Below are 19,890 nucleotides of genomic sequence, written 5' to 3'. Positions count from 1 at the left end.
GCACGAAGTATCTACAATGGGCCATATTGTGAAATTAATATGCACGAATCATGAATAATGATGTTCTGCCCGCTGATCTGCGTGTCTTCTGTGCTGTCGTGCGTTCGTCCAGTTTCTCTGCCGCCGCCGCAGGCCTGGGTATGTCACCGGCCTATGTCACCAAGCGGATCCGGGTGCTGGAGGAGGCGCTGGCAACCTCGCTGTTTCATCGCACCACTCGCCGCGTGGTGACGAGTGAGGCGGGCGAGCGCATCTACCACTGGGCGCAGCGCATTCTGGATGACGTCGACCATTTGATCGAAGAGGTAGGCGTCACGCGCGGCGAACCGCAAGGTTCATTACGAGTGTGCAGCAGTTTCGGATTCGGGCGGCGCGTGGTTGCGCCTGCGCTATCTGCATTCTCCGCACAGCATCCCTCGGTCCAGGTGCACCTGGAGGCATTCGACCGACTGATCGATGTCGCGGCAGAGGGCTATGACCTGGACGTCCGTGTGGGAGACGAGATCGCTCCGCATCTGATTGCGCGGCAGTTGGCTGACAACCATCGCGTGCTATGCGCCTCGCCGGCATATTTGAAAAACCATGGTGTCCCCAAGACTCTGGATGACTTGGCCGCACACGATTGCCTCGCGATCAAAGAGCGCGATCATCCCTTTGGGGTGTGGCGGCTACAGCGCGGACGGCGCGAACACACCGTAAAGGTGCGTGGCCCCTTATCGACCAATAACGGCGAGATGGCGGTGAACTGGGCTGTGGACGGGCGCGGCATTATCCTGCGTTCGACCTGGGACGTGAATCCGCTGATCGAGCAAGGGCGTTTGGTACATGTGCTGCCGCAATATCGGCAACAGGCCAACATCTGGGCAGTGTATCCGTCGCGGTTGAACGCGTCGGCCAAGGTGCGGGTATGCGTGGAGTTTTTGGAGACCTATCTGCGAGCGCACGGGATATCAGGTGGGTAGCTCTCGGTATTTTGCCGCGGTATTCCGTAATGTTCCTGCGTCGTGCAAGCTCGGCATCTCTACAATGAGATATCGATTTCCCGCGACGGTAGGCGATCACCGCCATGCGGGTTTCTGCTTGAGGACGACATGAAGATTTGCGTATTCGGCGCAGGCGCGGTCGGCAGCAATGTGGCAGTGCGACTCGCGAGTGCAGGCGTGGGAGAGATAAGCATCGTGGCGCGGGGCCCGCACTTGGCGGCTATCCGTGCGCATGGTTTGTCATTGCGCCATATCGATGGAGAGCAATGGCATGCTCATTTTGATCACGCTACTGACGACCCCTCGACGCTGCCGCCGCAGGACATTGTTCTCGTCGCACTAAAGGCCGCGAGTGTGCCTGCACAGGCCGACGCATTGCGCCAGCTATTGGCGCCGGACGGTGTCGTCGCGTTTCTATCGAACGGCATTCCTTGGTGGTGGAACTATGGCTGGAACAAGGGGAGCGGGGCGCTGCCTTTGCTCGATCCAGACGGTGCACTGTGGAATCGCCTAGGCCCTGAGCGTGCGCTGGGGACGGTGATCTATTCCGCCAATGAGGTCGAGGCGCCCGGGCATGCACTGCATCGTGGCGTGAATCGCTATATTTTCGGCGAGCCGGATGGCAGCTTGCCAGGACGGGCGGGCAGGCTGGCCGAACTGTTCAGCAGCGCTGGACTAGGCGGGGAGACGACCGCCGATATTCGCTACGAGATATGGCGAAAACTGTTGCGCAACGCAGTTGGCGGTCCCTTTTGTGCGTTGACGAGGCTCGCATCGGCCCATTGCTCTCAAATCCCCGGTCTGGCCGATATCCAGCGCGGAGTGGCGCTAGAGGTCGCCAACATTGCGCGTATGCTGGGGGCGCCGATTACCGATGAGCACGCGCTCGGGGCAGTTAATACCCAATTGGCGTCAAACGGCCGGCCATCAATGTTGCAAGATGTGCTATTGGGCAGACGGATCGAGGTGGATGCGCTGCTGGGACAACCGCAACGTTTCGGTCAAGAGTTGGGCATTGCGTCCCCATATCTTGACACTGTTGTGGCGTTGCTGCGAGGGGTGGATCAGGCGCTGGCGCAGGCCGCGCAGAAGTAGTCCAAACGGCAGCTTTAGAGGTGGCCCTGCGTTTCGTGCATCGATGTCGCCAGCAGTGGGGAGCAGGCAATAGAGGGTAGCGAAAATACATTACCGTTTATTCATGATTGACCGCCGCCGGTATTCGAAAACCGCTGAGATCCTATGAAATTTCATATTTCATGATCCCGTTCAGGTCACAAAATTTCTAACCATTTATTCATAATTCACCAAAATTTCCCGTCTGCCCACAGCTAAAATCGGCCCCGTGATGTTCCCCCGCAGAGGGGTTATTCGGTACGCATGAAAGATATCGCTGTCTATATTCGCAGCCGGGACAAGTTCGGTGATCAGATCGCCTCGTTCCCAGCGCTTTATCAATTAAAGCAATGGTGGCCGCAGGCCACGCTGCGAGTGGTTGGGCTGCATGCGGTGTCTGGCTACTATTTGCCCCTGCCGTGGGTGGACGAGTTCGTGCAGGTAGATAGCCTGTACGCTGCCGCGCGCGCCATGCCGTGGCGCGCCGACATGGCGGTGTGCCTGCACCATAGCAGCGAGCGCTACGCCATCGTCAATATGCTGCGTATGCCCAAAGTGCGGCTAGGGTTCCAGAATAACCGCCTGCTCGATTTCATCTGGACGCATGGTTGGCGTAAAGACATCAACGAATACATCGGTCAGGCTAATTTATCCCTCCTGGGGACTTATCGGCCTGTACAGCCCGAAATCACTGCGCGCGATTGTTTTGCGAGCATCGCCGCATTGGCTGGGCAGCCTGGCGCCTCGGCGGATATCGTACTGATCCCTGGTGGCGGCGATGGGGAGTTCAAGAGGTGGGGCGTGAAGAATTTCGTCGCCCTGGCCGATTTGCTCAAGGCGACGTTGGGGGACGATACCCGCTTCAGCTTTGTCCTCGGCCCTGCCGAGGCCGCCGAGCGAGCTGCTCTTCAGGCATTGAATCGGTCGGATTTTGAGCTTGTCGTTGGCCGTACTGTGCCGGAATTAGCTGCGCTGATGCTCAACGCACGGCTGATCGTCGCCAATGACTGCGGTCCGTCGCACATTGGGCAGAGCGTATGCGTGCCTTATGTTGGTGTGTTCAACGAAGCCAATCCCGAGTGGTTCTGGGCGCGATCCTATACCGAGGCTGTGTATCCTGAATCGGGGCGTGTCGACATCCAATTGGTATCGCCGGGCCAAGTGGCCGCGGCGTGTTTTCGCGTATTGCAGACGCCGCGTCCGCTTTGGCTCAATGGCCAGGGCGGCCACGCGGCGGTGCAGGCCGGAGATCAGGCGTCGGGGTCAATGCTGCACGGCCGTGTCGCGGCTTGATTTACGCGCCACGCGCCACAGCAGAGATACCAGCGGCCAGAACAGCATGATCAGCGCCAGCGTGGTGATCGTTCCGACCAAACCGTTGGACCAGAACACGTGCAGGCCAGTGCCCGGGCCCAGCATGGACTGCCGGAATGCATCCTCCATGCGATCGCCCAGGACCAGCGCCAGGATCATGGGCGCCAGCGGGTAAGACAGCTTTTTCAGCACATAGCCTATTACCCCGAACAGCAGCATGAACCACACATCGAGCATGGCGTTGTTGACCGAATACGCGCCAATGGCACATACGACGATGATGATGGGGGCGACGATGGCAAAGGGGATGCGCAGTATCGCGGCAAACAGCGGGACCGTGCTCAACACAATGATCAAGCCCACGAAATTGCCGAGATACATGCTGGCGATCAAGCCCCAGACGAAGTCCTTTTGCTCGGTGAACAACAGCGGACCGGGCTGCAAGCCCCATATCATCAGACCGCCCAGTAACACGGCTGCGGTGGCAGAGCCCGGTATGCCCAATGCCAGCATGGGCAGCAAGGCAGACGTACCCGATGCGTGTGCAGCGGTCTCGGGCGCAATGACACCCTCAATCTCGCCGGTGCCGAATTTATGGCCGTTGCGCGAAAATCGTTGGGCCAGGCCATAACCCATGAACGATGCCGCTGTGGCGCCGCCCGGCGTAACGCCCATCCAGCAGCCCACTAGCGTGCTGCGTATCAGCGTCATCCAGTACCTGGGCATTTCCTTCCAGGTTTGCAGCACCACTTTGAGATTGATGCGGCCGCTTTTGCCCTCGAATTTCAGGCCTTCTTCCATGCTGACCAGGATTTCGCCGATACCAAAAAGCCCGATCACGACCACCAGGAAATCCACGCCACGCAGCAATTCCGACCAGCCGAATGTCATGCGCAACTCGCCGCTGACGGTATCCATGCCTATTGCCGCCAACCCAAAACCCAGCATCATAGAAATGATGGTCTTGAACGGTGTCTTTTTATCCGTGCCCACGAAACTGCAGAATGTCAGCAGGAATACCGCAAAGAACTCCGGCGGGCCAAAGCGCAAAGCGAATTTGGATACCAGGGGCGCCAGAAAAGTGATCAACAGAACGCCTGATAACGCACCCACAAACGAACCGGTAAACGAAGCGGTAAGCGCATTGCCGGCACGGCCCTGTTGTGCCAGGGGGTAGCCGTCGAAGGTAGTGGCTACCGAAGACGTTTCACCTGGAATATTGAAGAGAATCGATGTAATCGCACCTGCGAATAACGACCCCCAATAAATACACGACAGCATGATGATGGCTGAGGTGGGCGGCATGGTAAAGGTCAGCGGCAGCAGGATCGCCACGCCGTTCGGGCCGCCCAGGCCGGGCAGCACGCCGATGATGACGCCCAGCACCAGGCCGATGAACATCATGCCCAGGTTGTACCAGCTGAGCACCGTAGAAAAGCCATGGAATAACGCGGTCAGTTCATCCACTTGAGGTCTCCTGTTCCTGGTTTCAGTAGCCGAACAAGGCTTCTAACGGGCCTTTGGGCAAGGGAACCATGAACTGAACTTCGAACATCCAGAACAGCACCGCGTTTACGCCCACGCTGACCAGTATCGTCTTGAGCCAGCTGATCTTGCCAAGCAATCGCATGAAGGCAGCGATGAACAGCGCCGACGCAACGTAAATCCCCAACAATTGAATAAGCAGGATGTACAAGGCAGTAGGCAGCAGCACCAGCAGCACTAGTCGGAATCGCGCCCAACTGACAAAGATTTCCCGATTGCGATGCTTGCCGAACATTGCTTTCAGGAACACCGCAACACTGGCTATGCAGATGATGAGCCCGATGTGATACGGGAAATACCCAGACTCGGGTCCGTCCGTAGCCCAAGTGATGCCTATGCGGTGGTTGTCCACCATCATGACTACGCCCACGGCAAAGAACACGACCGCGGTTATTGCGTCGACGGCGCTATGCGACAGCCCGCCTCCCGACGGGCGTTCCTGTGTTTGCGGTTGATCCATCCTGACTCCTCGGCTTATTTTTTGGCAGCCAGACCAGCCTCTTGCATCAAGGCTTTGTGCTTGGCCTCATCCTGTTCCAGGAACTTCACAAAATCTTCGCCGGTTCGGTAGTCACCCTTGAGCGCCTGTTTGGCCAGGTAGTCCTTCCATTCAGGTGTTTCGCTGACTTTCTTGAGCAGGTCGGCGTAGTACGCGGCTTGGTCGGCTGTGCTGCCTGGAGGCAGGAAGAACGCACGCAGCATTTGATACTGCACGTCGTAACCGGCTTCTTTGCAGGTCGGGATGTCGGCCCACGATTGGGTCTTGGTGACCTTTTCGGTATAGACCATGCGCTTGTCCGAGAACACGCACAAGGCATTGACCTGATCCGCACGCCACTGCGCAATGTTTTCGCTGGGGTTGTTTACGTTGGACTCGGTATGCTTTCCCACGAGCTGCGTGGCGGCTTCGCCGCCGCTTTTATAGGGCACGTAGGTGAATTTCACACCAGCCGCCTTTTCCAGCGCCACGGTGATGATCTGGTCTTCGCGCTTGGCGCCTGTGCCGCCCATTTTGAACTGTCCGGGCGGCGCGGCTTTGACGGCTTTCAGGTAATCGGCAGCGGTTTTGTAGGGCGCTTCGGCATTGGTCCACAATAGGAACTCATCTTGCGCAATCATGGCGACGGGGGTCAAGTCGCGCCAATTGAACGGCAGATTCACCGCGAGGGGCAGTGTGTAGATAGCGGAAAATGCCACCATGAGCTTGTGTGGATTCTTGGGCGAAGCCTTGGTATCCATGATGCCTTCGGCTCCGCTGGCACCGCCCTTGTTCAGCACCAGCGTGGTCTGCTTCATCAGATTGTGCTTCAGGATGATGCTCTGAATCGTGCGCGCCATTTGATCGGACGCACCGCCCGCGCCTGCAGGCACGATGATTTCCACGGGGCGCGTGGGCTCCCATGCGTGAGCGGGTATCGCAGACAGGCTGGCCAGCGCGCTCAGCGAGGCGATGAAAAGCGTTTTTTTTGCCAGCCGGCTCCGCGCCGCGTCAGCGGCCGGTACGGTGCGAGAATAGGGCGTAGATGGTCTGTGAGTCAGGTGCTTCATGATGTCTCCTCCGGGTCATACCGCGGGAGCGTCCTGTATCGGTACGCTTTGTTTGTGAGCCTTCCTGTCTGTACAGCGAGTCCTGTTTTTATTCCCCTGTGTCGGACTTTGAATACGGTGGTGCTGCTTTATCTGCCGCCTCGCATGGCGGTCTCGGCCTACGCCGGATACGGTTTACTGGTTTGGGACAGATAGTCCAGCGCTGCCTGCACACCGCCTGGTTTGTGCGGCACGCCGGCTTTGCTCAATCCCATTTCCACACCCGACAGCGTGCCGCACAGCGTCAAATCATTGAAATCGCCCAAATGGCCGATACGGAAAATCTTGTCCGACACTTTGCTAAGGCCCTGACCCAACGACATGTTGAAGTGCGTCAGCACCGTCTTGCGGAATGCGTCCGCGCTATGCCCAGCCGGCATCATGACGGCCGTCAGCGCCGGGCTGTATTCTTCGGGCTTGCGGCACAGGATCTCCAGCCCCCACGCTTGCACGGCGCGGCGGGTAGCCTCTCCATGCCGCTTGTGCCGCGCAAACACATTCTCCAGTCCCTCGGCGAACAGCATCTGCAATGCTTCGTACAAGCCATAAAGCAAGTTCGTCGCAGGGGTGTAGGGAAAATATCCGCTGGGATTGATCGCCAGCATTTCCTTCCAATCCCAGTAGGATCGCAGCAGCGCGGCGGTCTCGGAGGCCTTCAAGGCCTTGGCGCTGATCGCGTTGAACGACAGCCCCGCAGGCAACATCAGGCCTTTTTGCGAGCCCGCTACAGTGACGTCGACACCCCATTCGTCGTGCCGGTAGTCGATCGATGCCAAGGACGATATCGTGTCCACCATCAATAGCGCAGGATGGTTGGCGTCGTCGATAGCCTTGCGTACGGCGGCGACATCGCTGACGACGCCGGTGGCGGTTTCGTTGTGCACCACGCATACCGCTTTGATCTCATGACCGCTGTCGGCAGCCAGCCGCTTGCCGATCTGTTCGGCGTCCGCGCCGTGCCGCCAATCGCCTTCCTGGAACTCCACGCGCAGCTTCAGCCGTTCTGCGACCTTTTTCCAGAGCGTCGCAAAATGGCCGGTTTCTGCCATCAAGACTTTGTCGCCAGGCGACATCGTATTGACCAGCGCGGCTTCCCAACTGCCGGTGCCCGACGCCGGATAGATGATCACATCCGATTCGGTCTGGAATACTTTTTTCATGCCAGCCAACACGGCTTTGCCCAGCTCGCCGAATTCCGGGCCTCGATGGTCGATCGTGGGATTGTCGATGGCGCGCAGCACACGATCAGGCACATTCGTCGGGCCCGGGATCTGCAAAAAATGACGACCGGAGGGGTGTGAATGCAATGGCAGCATGTGTAGGGCTCCTCAGGAACTTGTATACAAAATACAAATCTTGGTGAAGAATACGCATCAAGACTGCAATTCCGCAAGCAAAACTTATGCGGCACCACAACAATTCAGGAGACATCTGGGCCAGTAAAATAGGGACCCCATCCGATCGGCCAGGCATGGCAACGAGCGACGCCGGTGACGTGCATGCCTCTTGAATTTGTATACAAATGAAAATCGACTCTGTGAGCCTACCTCATCATTCATCCGCGCCGACGGCGGAGCCCGCGCAGGCAACTGAGGCCGTGGACCGGCGGACGCTGCCAGCGACCATCGCCGACCGGCTGCGCGAGATGATCATCGAAGGTGAACTGGCCGCAGGCGCGCGTCTGAATGAACGAGAACTATGTGATCGGCTGCAGGTGTCGCGTACGCCGTTACGCGAAGCGTTTCGCTTGCTATCGGCAGAGGGGCTGGTCCGTATTCAGCCTAATCGCGGCGCGCATGTGGTGGCCTTGTCCGAGAAAGACATCCGGGAAAGCTTTGAAGTCATGGGCGCGCTCGAGGCCTTGTCTGGTGAATTGGCCTGCCAACATATCACCGAGCAGGAAATTGCAGAGATCCGGGCGCTGACCTTTGAAATGCAGGCCTGCCATGCCAGGCAGAACCTCTCGTCGTACTACCACGTCAATCGCGCGATTCATGATCGCATCAATGCCGCGGGTCAGAATCATCTGCTGTCGCAGGTCTATCAGAACATCAACCTGCGCCTGCAGAACCTGAGGTTTCGCTCCAACCTGAACCACGAAAAATGGGACAGGGCCATGCGCGAGCACCTGGAAATGGTCGATGCGCTGGCGTCACGCGATGGTCCCCGGCTCGCACAGATCATGCGCGACCATTTGCGACGCAAGGGCGAGGCCGTCCTCGAAAGTCTGAGGCTGCACGCCGATACCTTGAGCACTACCCATAACGCGGATATCCCTGACGACCCAGGCGAATCCTGATATCTCTCAATCGATCTGATGCAGGACAACCATGAACGCGCCGTTATCCTCACAAGCACAAGCCGAATTGAATCCATTGCATCTAGAACTGGCCGCTCGCCTGCGTCGTGAAACGCAAGGCGAAGTGTTGTTCGAGCGCGGCGCACGTGGACGTTATTCCACCGATGCATCCATTTATCAGATCGAACCCGTTGGGGTGCTGATCCCCAGAACGAGCGCTGATGCCGCGACGGCGTTGAACGTATGCCGTGAGCTGTCTGTACCGGTGCTGGCGCGCGGTGGCGGCACCTCGCAATGTGGCCAGACTGTCGGGGCAGCGCTGGTCATCGACAACAGCAAATATCTCAATCGCGTTCTCGATTTCGATCTGGCTGCCATGACTGTCACGGTAGAGCCGGGTATCGTGCTGGATCATCTCAATGCATGGTTGAAGCCGCATGGCGTATGGTTTCCGGTAGACGTCAGCACGTCGGCGCAGTGCACGCTGGGTGGCATGGCAGGCAACAATTCCTGTGGTTCGCGATCGATCGCCTACGGCAATATGGTGCATAACGTGCTGAGCATCGATGCATTGTTGTTGGACGGCACGGCAGCGACGTTTGCTGAAACCAGCCGCATGGGCAATGCGCCGCCCCGCATACGGGCCCTGATGGCAACGCTGCAGGATATTGCGGCACGCGAGCGCGCAGAGATCGAGCGCATGGTGCCGAAAGTGTTGCGCCGCGTGGGCGGCTACAACCTGGACATCTTTCATCCGCAAAGCTCGCGCCCCTATACGGCCGACGGCCAGGTCAATCTCGCTCATATGCTGGTGGGCAGCGAAGGCACACTGGCCTATACCCGCAGCATCACGCTCAAGTTGTCGCCGTTGCCCGCTGCCAAAGCGCTGGGCGTGGTGAATTTCCCCACCTTTTATCAGGCCATGGATTCGGCCCGCCACATTGTGGGGCTGGGACCGTGCGCGGTGGAGTTGGTCGACAAAACCATGATCGACCTTGCCCGCAGCAACCCCGCGTTTCGTCCTGTTATCGAGAAAGCACTGATCGGCGAGCCCGAAGCCATTCTGCTGGTCGAATTTGCAGGTGAATCGCAGGATGAGCAATTGGCCAGCTTGGCAAAATTGGTCGAGTTGATGGGCGACCTGGGATTGCCGGGTTCAGTGGTGGAAATGCCGGAGGCAGCAGCGCAGAAGGCCCTATGGGACGTCCGCAAGGCAGGGCTCAACATCATGATGAGCATGCGCGGAGACGGCAAACCGGTTTCCTTCATCGAAGACTGCGCAGTACCGCTGGAGCACCTGGCCGAATACACCAGTCAGTTGACCGATGTGTTTTCCAAGCACGGTACGAAAGGGACATGGTATGCGCACGCCTCAGTCGGCACGCTGCACGTCAGGCCTATCCTGGACATGCGGCGGGACGGTGCAGCAAAGATGCGCGCGATTGCCGAAGAGGCCGGTGAACTGGTGCGGCGATACAAGGGCGCTTTTTCCGGCGAGCATGGCGATGGTCTGGTGCGCAGCGAATGGGTGGCATGGCAGTTCGGACCGCAGCTCACGCGCGCATTCGAAGCCATCAAGGATGCCTTTGATCCGGACAGATTGATGAATCCGGGCAAGATCGTGCGCAGTACCAAGATGGACGATCGAACCCTGTTTCGTTTCAAACCCGATTATCGTGTCATCCCGCTTACGCCCGTACTGGATTGGTCCGCCTGGAACGTGAACAACGATCCTGCCTCGGATACGGTCAGCGATGCGGGCACTGGCGGTGATCCCGCTGAGGGCCTGGCCAAAGCAGTGGAGATGTGCAACAACAATGGACACTGCCGCAAATTCGATGCGGGCACCATGTGCCCCAGCTATCGCGTCACGCGCGATGAACAGCATCTGACCCGCGGCCGTGCCAACACGTTGCGACTGGCTTTGTCGGGCCAACTCGGACAGGATGCGTTCACCTCTGACGAGATGCGCGCCACCATGGATTTGTGCGTCAGTTGCAAAGGCTGCAAGCGCGACTGTCCCACCGGCATCGACATGGCGCGCATGAAAATCGAGTTCATGAGCCAATGGCGGCAGAAAAGAGGGCTGGCGCTGAAAGACAAGCTCATCGCCACGCTGCCGCGTTGGGCGCCCTGGGCTGCCCGCTTTTCTTTCCTGTTTAATCTGCGCAACACCTTGCCGGGGGCGGCCTGGCTATCCGAGCGCCTGTTGGGTTTTTCCTCGAAGCGGACGCTGCCGACCTGGCGCAATGACGTTTTTACCGATCGGGCTGCGTCGGTTGATGCAGAGACGGCCGACGTCGTGCTGTTTGCCGATACGTTCAACAACTACTTTGAATCCGAGAACGCCCGTGCCGCGCTTGCCGTCCTGCAAGCAGCCGGCTATCGAGTTCACGTCGCACGTCCAGCGGCAGATGATGCCGAGCCCAATCGTCCGTTATGTTGCGGCCGTACCTACCTGTCGGCAGGCATGGTCGATCACGCGAAAGCCGAAGCACAACGTGTCGTGAATGCCCTGCAACCGTTCGTCGCCCGAAGCGTACCCATCGTGGGCCTGGAACCCTCCTGTCTGCTGTCGTTGCGCGATGAGTTTCTGGTAATGGGGTTGGGCGATAATGCCCAGGCGCTGTCTCAGCAAGCTTATCTGTTCGAAGAATTCCTGGCCAGCGAACTCAAGGCCGGCCGTCTCGACCTGAAGCTGAATCCATTGCCGCAAAAGCGTGCATTGCTGCATGGCCATTGTCACCAAAAGGCCTTCGACGCCGTCAAACCTGTTCAGCAGATACTGGCATTGATTCCCGAGCTAAAGGTGGAATTGATCGAGTCGAGCTGCTGCGGCATGGCGGGCAGCTTCGGCTACGAGGCGTCGCACTACGAGACTTCGATGAAAATGGCCGAGCTTTCGTTATTGCCTGCGGTGCGTAAGGCAGGCGCTGACACTTTGCTGGTTGCTGATGGCACCAGTTGCCGTCATCAGATTGCCGATGGCACTCAAAAGGAAGGCCGTTTGCGGGCTGAGCACGTGGCCTGTGTGTTGCAGCGGGCATTGTCGGCGACCGGAGCCGAGTGAATCATCTCTCGGCTCCAGTCGCATTCCGCTTCTTATGCCGTTTCGGCCATGGTAACCGGCACATACTCCGGCGCTGGATGCATCGATCCCGTGCGCTCGAAACGGGTATGCCAGGCAAAGGCCTCGGACAACAGATGCGGTGTCTGGCCGCCTCGCGCGCAGGCACTGTCGAAATACCGCTGGATCTCGTCGCGATACGAAGGATGCACGCAGTTGGCGATGATGGATCGGGCACGCTCGCGCGGGGAGAGACCGCGCAGATCGGCCAGGCCGCATTCGGTCACGATGACGTCCACATCATGCTCGTTGTGGTCTACGTGGGCCACCATGGGTACGATGCTGGAAATGTCGCCTTGCTTGGCCGTGGATTTCGTCACGAAAATGGCCAGGCTGGCATTGCGGGCAAAGTCGCCGGACCCGCCCACGCCGTTCATCATGTGGGTGCCCCCCACATGTGTGGAATTCACATTGCCATAGATATCGCATTCCAGCGCGGTATTGATGGCAATAACCCCCAGGCGCCGCACCAATTCAGGTGCGTTGCTGATTTCTTGCGGACGCAATACCAAACGTTCGCGATAGTGTTCCAGATTATTTAGAATACGTTCATATACCGGGGTCGACACGGTAATCGAGGACGCTGAAGCGAAAGCCAGTTTTCCAGAATCAAGCAGTTCTATGGCACTGTCTTGCAGGACCTCGGAATACATGGTCAGCTGCTCGAAATCGGACTCGCCAAAACCGTGCAGTACAGCATTGGCAATCGTGCCTATGCCCGCCTGCAAAGGCAGCAATGATTTGCCCAAACGGCCCTGTTCGACTTCGCGGCGCAGGAAATTCACGATATGCGCCGAGATCGCATCGGTTTCCTCATCGGGAGGCAATGCATTGGACGGACTGTCCGGCTCGTGGGTAATGACGATGGCGGCAATGCGCTCGGGATCGACCTTGATATATGTCTGACCCATGCGATCTTGAACCTGGGTCAACGACAAGGGCGCACGGCCGGGGCGCAGTCCGGGTACATAGATGTCGTGCAATCCTTCGATGGCCGCAGGTACGGCGACGTTCAGCTCGACGATAATGTGCTTGGCCTGCTGCACGAACGATGCTGAGTTGCCGACCGACATCGTGGGCACGATACCGCCGTCTTCGGTGATCGCCGCGGCCTCAATGATGGCAACATCTACAGGCGCCAGATGACCGGCGCGCAATTGTTCCGCTGTTTCGGACAGGTGCTGGTCAATGAATGCGATTTCGCCGTTGTTGATCTTGCGGCGCAGCGTGGTATCCACCTGAAAGGGCATACGGCGTGCCAGCGCGCCAGCCTGCGCCAATTGCTTGTCGGTATCGTGGCCGAGCGATGCACCGGTGATCAGGGTGATTTGCAGCGATTCGCGCGAGGCGCGTTCAGCGATCGCGGCTGGCACGGATTTACAGTCGCCGGCGCGCGTAAATCCGCTCATGCCCACCGTCATGCCGTCGTGCACGAGTCGCGCAGCCGCTTGGGCGCTGACGATGCGTTGTTGCAGGGCAGGATGACGAATTCGATCGGAATGCATGCTTGTCTCCAGGCACAGGGTGCGGCCGGGGGTGTCGGGATGGGCTCGTGGCCCCAGATCCAGGACACCGTCTATCGCGGCGTTTTGAGTTGAGCTGTGTCCCCAGTTGTGACGGGGGCACGAAGTTTTCCGCAGTATAGAAAGCATCACAAAAAATGAATAACGACTTAAAATCATGGAAATAAGTCGTTTTTTTCATGATTTGGGCCTGAGGAAGCTTTGCCATGGACGTTCGCGCCCTGCGCTATTTCGTGGAGACGGTGCGCACAGCCAGCTTTACGCGGGCAGCGCAAGCTTTGTTCGTGACGCAATCCACCGTCAGCAAGATGATCCGCCAACTGGAAGACGAAGTCGGCACACCGTTGTTGATACGCGAAGGCCACACGGCGCGTCCCACAGATACCGGTCGCATCGTCTATGAGCGTGGGCTGCACATCCTGGGCGCGATGCAGCAGTTGAACGCCGAGGTCCGCGAGGCCGTGGAGCTGCGTCGGGGCGAGTTGGTCGTGGGTATTCCGCCCATGATCAATGTACTGTTTACGCCGGTGGTCAAGCGCTTTCGCGAACAGCACCCAGAGATCCGTCTCACCCTGCGCGAAGACACCGGGCAGGGCGTAGAGCGGCTGGTCGCCGCCGGTGAACTGGAGGTTGGCGCAACGGTGCTGCCCGTGTCTGACCAGGGGCCATTACAGAGCGAGCGCTTTGGCAGTTATGCGCTGTGGGCAGTAGGCCCGCCCAAGGCCAGTTGGCACGGCAAGACAGCCGTCCCTCTGGCTGCCTTGCGGGATATTCCGTTGCTGATTCCGACCGATGATTTTGCGTTGACGAGGCGGCTGCGTGCTGCCTGTCTGCAGCATGGATTCACGCCGACGATTGCCGCGCAGAGTGCGCATTGGGATTTTCTGGCGTCCATGGCCTCGGCCGATCTGGGGGTGGCTCTGCTGCCGGAACCGCTGATGCGGAAACTGAACGTTCGGGGTGTGAGTACAGCGCGCCTGGCGCGGTCAGGCGTGCAATGGGAAATCGGGCATATCTGGGTACAGCAGCGATATCTGTCGTATGCCGCGCGTGCCTGGCTGGATGTGGCGCGCCAGGTTCTCGGGACAGGAAAATCTATGCGAAAGCGCAGGGATTGAGCCAAGCGGCCACCGAACTCGTCCGCAGGCGATTGGTCGCGTCTCTTTTGTCACGCAGCACCGTTTAAAATCAAGAAAGATTCGCGTGCCACGCGTGTAAGAAAAGACCCAGCCTCAATGATCATCCTCAAGAACGTGACCTTGCGTCGCGGCAGCAAAGTATTGCTCGACAAGACCTCAGTTACGCTCAATCCCGGGGAGAAAGTGGGTTTGGTTGGTCGTAACGGCGCAGGAAAATCCTCGTTATTTGCAGTGCTCAATGGCACTTTGCACGAAGATAGCGGCGAGTTTTCCATTCCCGCGCAATGGCGCATGTCGCAGGTCGCGCAAGACATGCCGGAAACCGAACAGAGTGCGACGGACTTCGTCGTGGAGGGCGACACCCTCCTGATGGCGGCGCAAGCCGAAGTCGCCGCCTCCGAGGCCAGCGAGGATGGCATGCGCATGGCATATGCCTACACGGCGTTGCACGACGCCGGGGCGCACGATGCGCCGGCTCGCGCGCAGGCGCTCATTCTGGGCTTGGGTTTCAGCGTGGCAGAGCTCGACCGGCCGGTAAACAGCTTTTCGGGCGGATGGCGTATGCGCCTGCAATTGGCGCGCGCGTTGATGTGTCCGTCGGATTTGCTGCTACTTGACGAGCCCACCAACCACCTGGATTTGGACGCCTTGGTGTGGCTCGAAGCCTGGCTCAAGAATTATGCGGGGACGATGGTGGTGATCAGCCATGATCGTGAGTTCCTCGATGCCGTCACCGGTGTCACCCTGCATATCGACCATGGCAAACTGGTGCGCTACGGCGGCAATTACAGCAAGTTCGAGGATATGCGGGCCGAGCAAATGTTGCTGCAACAGGCCGCGCATGCCAAACAACTTGAAAAAGCCGCGCATCTGCAAAAATTCATCGATCGATTCAAGGCAAAGGCCAGCAAGGCCAAGCAAGCACAGAGCCGTGTCAAGGCGCTCGAGCGCATGGAAAAGATCGCACCCGTCCTGGCGGATGCCGAATTTCAGTTCGAGTTCAAAGAGCCCTTTAGCCGGCCCAATCCTATGCTGGCTATGTCCGCGACGAGCTGTGGCTACCCGCCACCGCCAGACGCGCCGGACGGCGCAAAGCCCATCGTCATCGTGCAGAATATCAATCGTTCTGTGTTGGCGGGACAGCGCATCGGTATTCTGGGCGCCAACGGGCAGGGCAAATCCACACTGGTGAAAACCATCGCCGGCGCATTGCAGCCGATCGCGGGCGAGATCATTACCGGAAAGGGTCTGAATATCGGCTATTTCTCGCAACAAGAGCTGGATGTCTTGCGGCCTGCCGACAACCCGCTGGAGCACATGATCCGTCTGGTGCGGGACACCCCAGCCAGCGTGCGCCCCAGCGCCATGGATTGCCGCGAGCAAGGGCTACGAAATTTTCTCGGGACCTTCAATTTCAGCGGCGATATGGTCAAGCAGCCTGTCGGCAGCATGAGTGGCGGTGAAAAAGCCCGTCTGGTCTTATGCATGATCGTCTGGCAGCGGCCCAATCTGCTGCTGCTCGACGAGCCGACCAACCACCTGGATCTGGCGACTCGCGAGGCACTGGGCGTCGCCTTGAATGAGTTCGAAGGCTCGGTGATGCTGGTCAGCCATGATCGCGCGTTGCTGCGTTCCGTTTGTGACGAATTCTGGATGGTGTCGCGTGGCGGTGTGACGGACTTTGACGGTGATCTGGATGATTACCAGGTTTATTTGCTGGAGGAGGCCAAGCGTCAACGAGAAGCAGCCAGCTCCCGCAACGCTGCCTGACCTTTGTGACGCTTTCCAAAACTGGCCGGTGCTGCGTTGGCCGCAAACCCGTTTACCAACGCAGCAAGCGCGGTCCCAGCAGCGCACCCAATGCGGCGGGAATCAGCATGCCGATCAGATACCACACCGCCCAGAATGGAACCTCCATCTCGGGGCAATGCAGACAATAGGCAATCGAGGCGACCGAGCTGGCCAGCAAACCCGCAATGGCCCCGGCTTTTCGCAGGTGCGTCGGGGCCAGGCCTTTCATGGCCCAGAACACCGCAATGAACGTGGGCACCGACAACACGGTGATGTTGAACGGGCAACTGCGCCACGAGCTGCCGAAGACCATGGGCAGGCGTTCGGGCGACGGTGCAACGACCAAGGTGTACACGGCACCCAGCCATACCAGCGCGATGGGTGTGGCCAGCAGCAGCCATGTGCGCCCCATCAGCATGCCAGGCCGAGAGAGACGGGCGGCGCCCAATAATGCCGCCGCCGCCACGCAGACGGGAAACGCGACTTTCGCCCAGAACAGCGGCGTCACCAGCATCGTGCCGATATCGGGCCGTATGCCGAACGTCGCCAGCAGCACCAGCACAGAGCCAAGCCCGCCCGCCAGGAGCGCCCAGCGATAGCGGCGAGCCAGCACGCCGTAGTCTACAGGCTCGACGTTGGCGGCCAGCATGGAGATCATGTCGTTGGTTTTCATAGTGCACCTCGTATCATTGCGGCCAGGGCTTTCAGCCCGCGGTGTATTCCTACCTTGACTGCGGATTCCGACAGGCCGGTTAGTTGAGCGGTCTCGGCCACTGACAATCCTTGTAGCTTCACATGCAAAATGGGCAGCCTATGCCGGTCGGGCAATTGAGCCAGTAATTTTTCGACATCGCGCTTGGCCTGGGTGGCGTGTTCGTCAGTGTCGGCAAAGATCTCGTGTTGCTCATCCAAGGGTTCGTTGCGCCTTTCGTGACGCGACTGGCCGCGCAGATAGTCGGCAATCTTGTACCGCGCAATCGCATGAACCCAAGCCGTCAGCGGTTGGCTGGGTAGATAAGTATGGCGGCCGTTGTGGACAGCGATCAGTATTTCCTGGACGAGGTCCTCGACATCGGCCGGCTGGTTGTGCAGCCGCTTGCGCAGGAAGGCGCGCAGATGCGAACCCAATGCCTGCAAAAACGCATGATAGGACTGCGTCTCGCCTTCCAGGCCAGCTAAAAGCAGGGTCCTGAGCCTAAACTCGGTGGCCTGTTGCTGCTGCGTTGCGTGAGTCATGCTAGGTACGTATACGCCATGGTTTTCTCAACGCCCTGGGGGAACAGTCTGCCAGGAAATGATCAATGGATATTCTGCCCGGTCCCCAGGCGGCAATGGCCCAGGCCATCGCGGCCCATGTGAGGTGGACAGGCCAACCGTCCGGCACGGTCAGCTGAATGACGCATGTCATCAGAAACAGCCCCATCGCCGCAAACCGTGTTCCCAGTCCCAGCACTAGCAACACGGGGAAAAGGATCTCAGCGCATCCCGACAGAAAGGCGAACACAGCCGGTGCAGGAAAGGGATAAGGGCCACCAGGCAGATGCACCCGGAATTCCTCGGTAAACAACGTGACGGCGATGTCGTTCAACTGCAGGAAGCCTTGCCATTTTAGTATGCCCGATCTCCAGAACGGAACGGCCAGTGCGACGCGCAGCAGTAGCTGCACGAACCACGGCCGGGCGAGCCTTTGCACATAGTGGTTGGTTGCGGCAATGACCGTCATCACGCCCTTGCCCTTGGACGATAGATTTTCTTGTAACGCTGACATATCGCTCAATCTCCATTCTGGATAGTGGAGAACACTCCCGCCGATATCATTCCGCCCAGATTGGAGGCGAGGTCAAAAGAGGGCGCCTCTGCCAAGGCAGCTGTGACCGCTGCCTCCAGCGTGGCGCCCTGTATCAAGGACAGCAGAAAAGCCGCACCGCCTGCGGGCAAGCGAGACACGATGACATCCGCATCGGGTCTCGTGATGAGTGCGTCTTCCGCTTCATTGAGGTCCAGCGGCGATACAGGCCCATCAGTCTTGTTCATGGTGAAAATCGTCACTGCGGGATATATCGACCTCAGTACCCGGGTAGCGGGATGAGGGGTGAAATGCAGGTTCGTCAGCATGGCTTGATCGACAGCGCTCAGCGCCTCGATATCGAGAATGGCGGCGTCCGCGGCATGATACGCATCCAGCCACGCGCGTTCGATACGCGCGATGTCGGCTAGCCAGGGCATGTCGCGCGCATACGTATAGGATTCGATAAAGTCGGGGAAATCCCGGCCGTATTCGAACAGCAGCACGGACGTGGGCGGCGTTGCCCTCACATGAAATCGCGCCATCGCACGAAAGAACTCAACCCCTGTGATGCGTTGCACGGCGGGATAAATCGCGGCCAGCGCGTCGATGAGGCTGACGGTCACGTTGTTGCGGTACACGTTATATCGCCGCGTCACGCCCTTGTCGGCGTGGGCGATCACATCGTCCGAGGGCTCGAGTGCCGGGTCCATCAACCCCATTGAGAATGAGGTGGCGTAGCGCGGATGGCAGGTCAGGAATTCATGCGACATGATGGGCTCGCAGTGGCGAGACACGGTGTGCCGCCATGATTTGGCGGGCCCGGGATGCCTGGTCGCGCAGGATCGGCCAGTCAGGCAAATCACTGTCCCATTCGATCAAGGTAGGCCTTGGTCCGCCACGCGCGATGACGCTGTCATAGAGATCCCAGACGACATCGGCGACGGCTCGATCATGCCCGTCTATCAGCAGCGCATCGCCCTCATCGTCGACCTGCGAGCCATGTCCCGCCAGATGTATCTCGCCCACCTGGTCAAGCGGAAAATCTGCGAGATAGGCGCTCGCCGAGAACCCGTGGTTGGTGGCGCAGACGAACACATTGTTGATGTCGAGCAGTAACCCGCAACCGGTACGTTGCACCATCATCTTGAGGAAGTCGAGCTCGCTCATCGTCGAGGAGGCAAAGGCGACATACGTCGCCGGATTTTCCAGCAACAGCGGCCGTCCAATGGCATCCTGTACTTGTGCGATGTGCGAGCATACGTGTGCCAGCGTGTCGTGGTTATAGGGCAGCGGCAACAAGTCATTGAAAAACGTGCCCGCATGCGAGGACCAAGCGAGGTGCTCCGACACCAGCATGGGTTCATAGCGGCGCACCAGATCCCGAAAGCGCGCCAGATGACCGCTATCCAATTCATCCGGGCCGCCGATCGACATGCAGACGCCGTGCAGGGACAGTGGATAGTCTTGCCGTATGGCCGTCAGCATGCGATGCGGTGGGCCGCCCATGCCCATATAGTTCTCGGCGTGGACCTCAAAAAAACCCTCCACCAGCGCATTTGCCAGAATGTCCGGCAGATGTGCGTGTTTGAAGCTCACGCCAGCCAGTTGTTGTCCTGCAGCGGCCGACGGCCAGGGGTGGCCACGGGCGCGCATCGTCGCGAGCTCGATCGGAGCATCCAT

General features: G+C 59.0%; 17 protein-coding genes. 7 read left to right on the top strand and 10 right to left on the bottom strand.

The window, feature by feature from the left end; translation table 11 throughout:
• The first annotated feature begins 50 nt into the window (after nt 1–50).
• The 3 genes from CAL20_RS23780 (at nt 51) to CAL20_RS23770 (ending at nt 3,389) form a co-directional block, all read left to right on the top strand.
• Nucleotides 51–962 (top strand): LysR substrate-binding domain-containing protein, encoded by a 912-nt coding sequence (locus tag CAL20_RS23780; RefSeq protein ID WP_094823569.1) that lies wholly within the window; start codon nt 51–53, stop codon nt 960–962.
• A 129-nt stretch (nt 963–1,091) separates the two neighbouring features.
• Entirely contained in the window at nt 1,092–2,078 is a 987-nt protein-coding gene (locus tag CAL20_RS23775) for a ketopantoate reductase family protein (protein ID WP_094823568.1), read from the top strand.
• A gap of 282 nt (nt 2,079–2,360) precedes the next feature.
• Nucleotides 2,361–3,389 carry a glycosyltransferase family 9 protein gene (locus CAL20_RS23770; RefSeq protein ID WP_094823567.1) on the top strand — a complete coding sequence of 343 codons (1,029 nt, stop codon included), beginning with the start codon at nt 2,361–2,363 and terminating at the stop codon, nt 3,387–3,389.
• Here the strand turns inward: CAL20_RS23770 and CAL20_RS23765 are convergent.
• The 4 genes from CAL20_RS23765 to CAL20_RS23750 form a co-directional block, all read right to left on the bottom strand.
• On the bottom strand, nt 3,360–4,877 hold the full coding sequence (locus tag CAL20_RS23765) for a tripartite tricarboxylate transporter permease (protein ID WP_094823566.1): 1,518 nt from the start codon (nt 4,875–4,877) through the stop codon (nt 3,360–3,362). The two genes, CAL20_RS23770 and CAL20_RS23765, sit on opposite strands and share 30 nt — an antisense overlap.
• Nucleotides 4,878–4,899: 22 nt before the next feature.
• A complete protein-coding gene (locus CAL20_RS23760; RefSeq protein WP_094823565.1) occupies nt 4,900–5,415 on the bottom strand; it encodes a tripartite tricarboxylate transporter TctB family protein in 516 nt (171 codons plus the stop codon).
• 14 nt (nt 5,416–5,429) lie between these two features.
• Nucleotides 5,430–6,503 carry a Bug family tripartite tricarboxylate transporter substrate binding protein gene (locus CAL20_RS23755; protein ID WP_094823564.1) on the bottom strand — a complete coding sequence of 358 codons (1,074 nt, stop codon included), beginning with the start codon at nt 6,501–6,503 and terminating at the stop codon, nt 5,430–5,432.
• Between the two features lie 158 nt (nt 6,504–6,661).
• Nucleotides 6,662–7,858 (bottom strand): pyridoxal-phosphate-dependent aminotransferase family protein, encoded by a 1,197-nt coding sequence (locus CAL20_RS23750; RefSeq protein WP_094823563.1) that lies wholly within the window; start codon nt 7,856–7,858, stop codon nt 6,662–6,664.
• A 206-nt stretch (nt 7,859–8,064) separates the two neighbouring features.
• Here CAL20_RS23750 and CAL20_RS23745 point away from each other — a divergent pair, with 206 nt between their 5' ends.
• Nucleotides 8,065–8,841, top strand: coding sequence for a GntR family transcriptional regulator (locus tag CAL20_RS23745; protein WP_094839221.1), 777 nt, complete (start codon nt 8,065–8,067; stop codon nt 8,839–8,841).
• Between the two features lie 31 nt (nt 8,842–8,872).
• The gene (locus tag CAL20_RS23740; RefSeq protein ID WP_094839220.1) at nt 8,873–11,911 is read left to right on the top strand and encodes an FAD-binding and (Fe-S)-binding domain-containing protein; all 3,039 of its coding nucleotides are present in this window, start codon (nt 8,873–8,875) and stop codon (nt 11,909–11,911) included.
• Nucleotides 11,912–11,943: 32 nt separating this feature from the next.
• Here the strand turns inward: CAL20_RS23740 and CAL20_RS23735 are convergent, their stop codons facing one another.
• Nucleotides 11,944–13,473, bottom strand: a complete 1,530-nt coding sequence (locus CAL20_RS23735; RefSeq protein WP_094839219.1) for an acetyl-CoA hydrolase/transferase family protein — start codon at nt 13,471–13,473, stop codon at nt 11,944–11,946.
• A gap of 224 nt (nt 13,474–13,697) precedes the next feature.
• Between CAL20_RS23735 and CAL20_RS23730 the strand changes: the two genes are divergently transcribed.
• A complete protein-coding gene (locus CAL20_RS23730; RefSeq protein ID WP_094839218.1) occupies nt 13,698–14,609 on the top strand; it encodes a LysR family transcriptional regulator in 912 nt (303 codons plus the stop codon).
• A gap of 117 nt (nt 14,610–14,726) precedes the next feature.
• Nucleotides 14,727–16,400 (top strand): ABC-F family ATP-binding cassette domain-containing protein, encoded by a 1,674-nt coding sequence (locus tag CAL20_RS23725; RefSeq protein ID WP_094839217.1) that lies wholly within the window; start codon nt 14,727–14,729, stop codon nt 16,398–16,400.
• A gap of 52 nt (nt 16,401–16,452) precedes the next feature.
• Here CAL20_RS23725 and CAL20_RS23720 read toward each other — a convergent pair whose 3' ends face one another.
• From CAL20_RS23720 to bufB, 5 genes are read right to left on the bottom strand one after another with little or no spacing between them, the layout of a single operon-like run.
• On the bottom strand, nt 16,453–17,094 hold the full coding sequence (locus tag CAL20_RS23720) for a DUF1109 domain-containing protein (RefSeq protein ID WP_094839216.1): 642 nt from the start codon (nt 17,092–17,094) through the stop codon (nt 16,453–16,455).
• The gene (locus tag CAL20_RS23715) at nt 17,091–17,657 is read right to left on the bottom strand and encodes a sigma-70 family RNA polymerase sigma factor (RefSeq protein ID WP_094839215.1); all 567 of its coding nucleotides are present in this window, start codon (nt 17,655–17,657) and stop codon (nt 17,091–17,093) included. The genes CAL20_RS23720 and CAL20_RS23715 overlap by 4 nt, the downstream gene beginning before the upstream one ends.
• Nucleotide 17,658: 1 nt before the next feature.
• The gene (locus tag CAL20_RS23710; RefSeq protein ID WP_094839214.1) at nt 17,659–18,189 is read right to left on the bottom strand and encodes a DoxX family protein; all 531 of its coding nucleotides are present in this window, start codon (nt 18,187–18,189) and stop codon (nt 17,659–17,661) included.
• A gap of 5 nt (nt 18,190–18,194) precedes the next feature.
• Nucleotides 18,195–18,980: an HvfC/BufC N-terminal domain-containing protein gene (locus CAL20_RS23705; protein WP_094839213.1), complete on the bottom strand. Its 786-nt coding sequence runs from the start codon at nt 18,978–18,980 to the stop codon at nt 18,195–18,197.
• A complete protein-coding gene (bufB, locus tag CAL20_RS23700) occupies nt 18,970–19,863 on the bottom strand; it encodes an MNIO family bufferin maturase (RefSeq protein WP_094839305.1) in 894 nt (297 codons plus the stop codon). Before bufB ends, CAL20_RS23705 begins: the two co-directional genes overlap by 11 nt.
• Nucleotides 19,864–19,890 lie beyond the last annotated feature (27 nt).

It is taken from the genome of Bordetella genomosp. 4 (assembly GCF_002261185.1).
In the GTDB taxonomy this organism is placed as follows: Bacteria; Pseudomonadota; Gammaproteobacteria; order Burkholderiales; family Burkholderiaceae_B; genus Bordetella_A.
Note: the sequence above shows the minus strand (reverse complement) of the source record. Positions and strands in the feature narration are given on the sequence as shown.

Bases quoted from the DNA above. Each gene is read 5' to 3' on its own strand.
- CAL20_RS23780 (WP_094823569.1), top strand. From the start codon at position 51: ATGAATAATGATGTTCTGCCCGCTGATCTGCGTGTCTTCTGTGCTGTC.
- CAL20_RS23775 (WP_094823568.1), top strand. From the start codon at position 1,092: ATGAAGATTTGCGTATTCGGCGCAGGCGCGGTCGGCAGCAATGTGGCA.
- CAL20_RS23770 (WP_094823567.1), top strand. From the start codon at position 2,361: ATGAAAGATATCGCTGTCTATATTCGCAGCCGGGACAAGTTCGGTGAT.
- CAL20_RS23760 (WP_094823565.1), bottom strand. From the start codon at position 5,415: ATGGATCAACCGCAAACACAGGAACGCCCGTCGGGAGGCGGGCTGTCG.
- CAL20_RS23755 (WP_094823564.1), bottom strand. From the start codon at position 6,503: ATGAAGCACCTGACTCACAGACCATCTACGCCCTATTCTCGCACCGTA.
- CAL20_RS23750 (WP_094823563.1), bottom strand. From the start codon at position 7,858: ATGCTGCCATTGCATTCACACCCCTCCGGTCGTCATTTTTTGCAGATC.
- CAL20_RS23745 (WP_094839221.1), top strand. From the start codon at position 8,065: ATGAAAATCGACTCTGTGAGCCTACCTCATCATTCATCCGCGCCGACG.
- CAL20_RS23740 (WP_094839220.1), top strand. From the start codon at position 8,873: ATGAACGCGCCGTTATCCTCACAAGCACAAGCCGAATTGAATCCATTG.
- CAL20_RS23735 (WP_094839219.1), bottom strand. From the start codon at position 13,473: ATGCATTCCGATCGAATTCGTCATCCTGCCCTGCAACAACGCATCGTC.
- CAL20_RS23730 (WP_094839218.1), top strand. From the start codon at position 13,698: ATGGACGTTCGCGCCCTGCGCTATTTCGTGGAGACGGTGCGCACAGCC.
- CAL20_RS23725 (WP_094839217.1), top strand. From the start codon at position 14,727: ATGATCATCCTCAAGAACGTGACCTTGCGTCGCGGCAGCAAAGTATTG.
- CAL20_RS23720 (WP_094839216.1), bottom strand. From the start codon at position 17,094: ATGAAAACCAACGACATGATCTCCATGCTGGCCGCCAACGTCGAGCCT.
- CAL20_RS23715 (WP_094839215.1), bottom strand. From the start codon at position 17,657: ATGACTCACGCAACGCAGCAGCAACAGGCCACCGAGTTTAGGCTCAGG.
- CAL20_RS23710 (WP_094839214.1), bottom strand. From the start codon at position 18,189: ATGTCAGCGTTACAAGAAAATCTATCGTCCAAGGGCAAGGGCGTGATG.
- CAL20_RS23705 (WP_094839213.1), bottom strand. From the start codon at position 18,980: ATGTCGCATGAATTCCTGACCTGCCATCCGCGCTACGCCACCTCATTC.
- bufB (WP_094839305.1), bottom strand. From the start codon at position 19,863: ATGCGCGCCCGTGGCCACCCCTGGCCGTCGGCCGCTGCAGGACAACAA.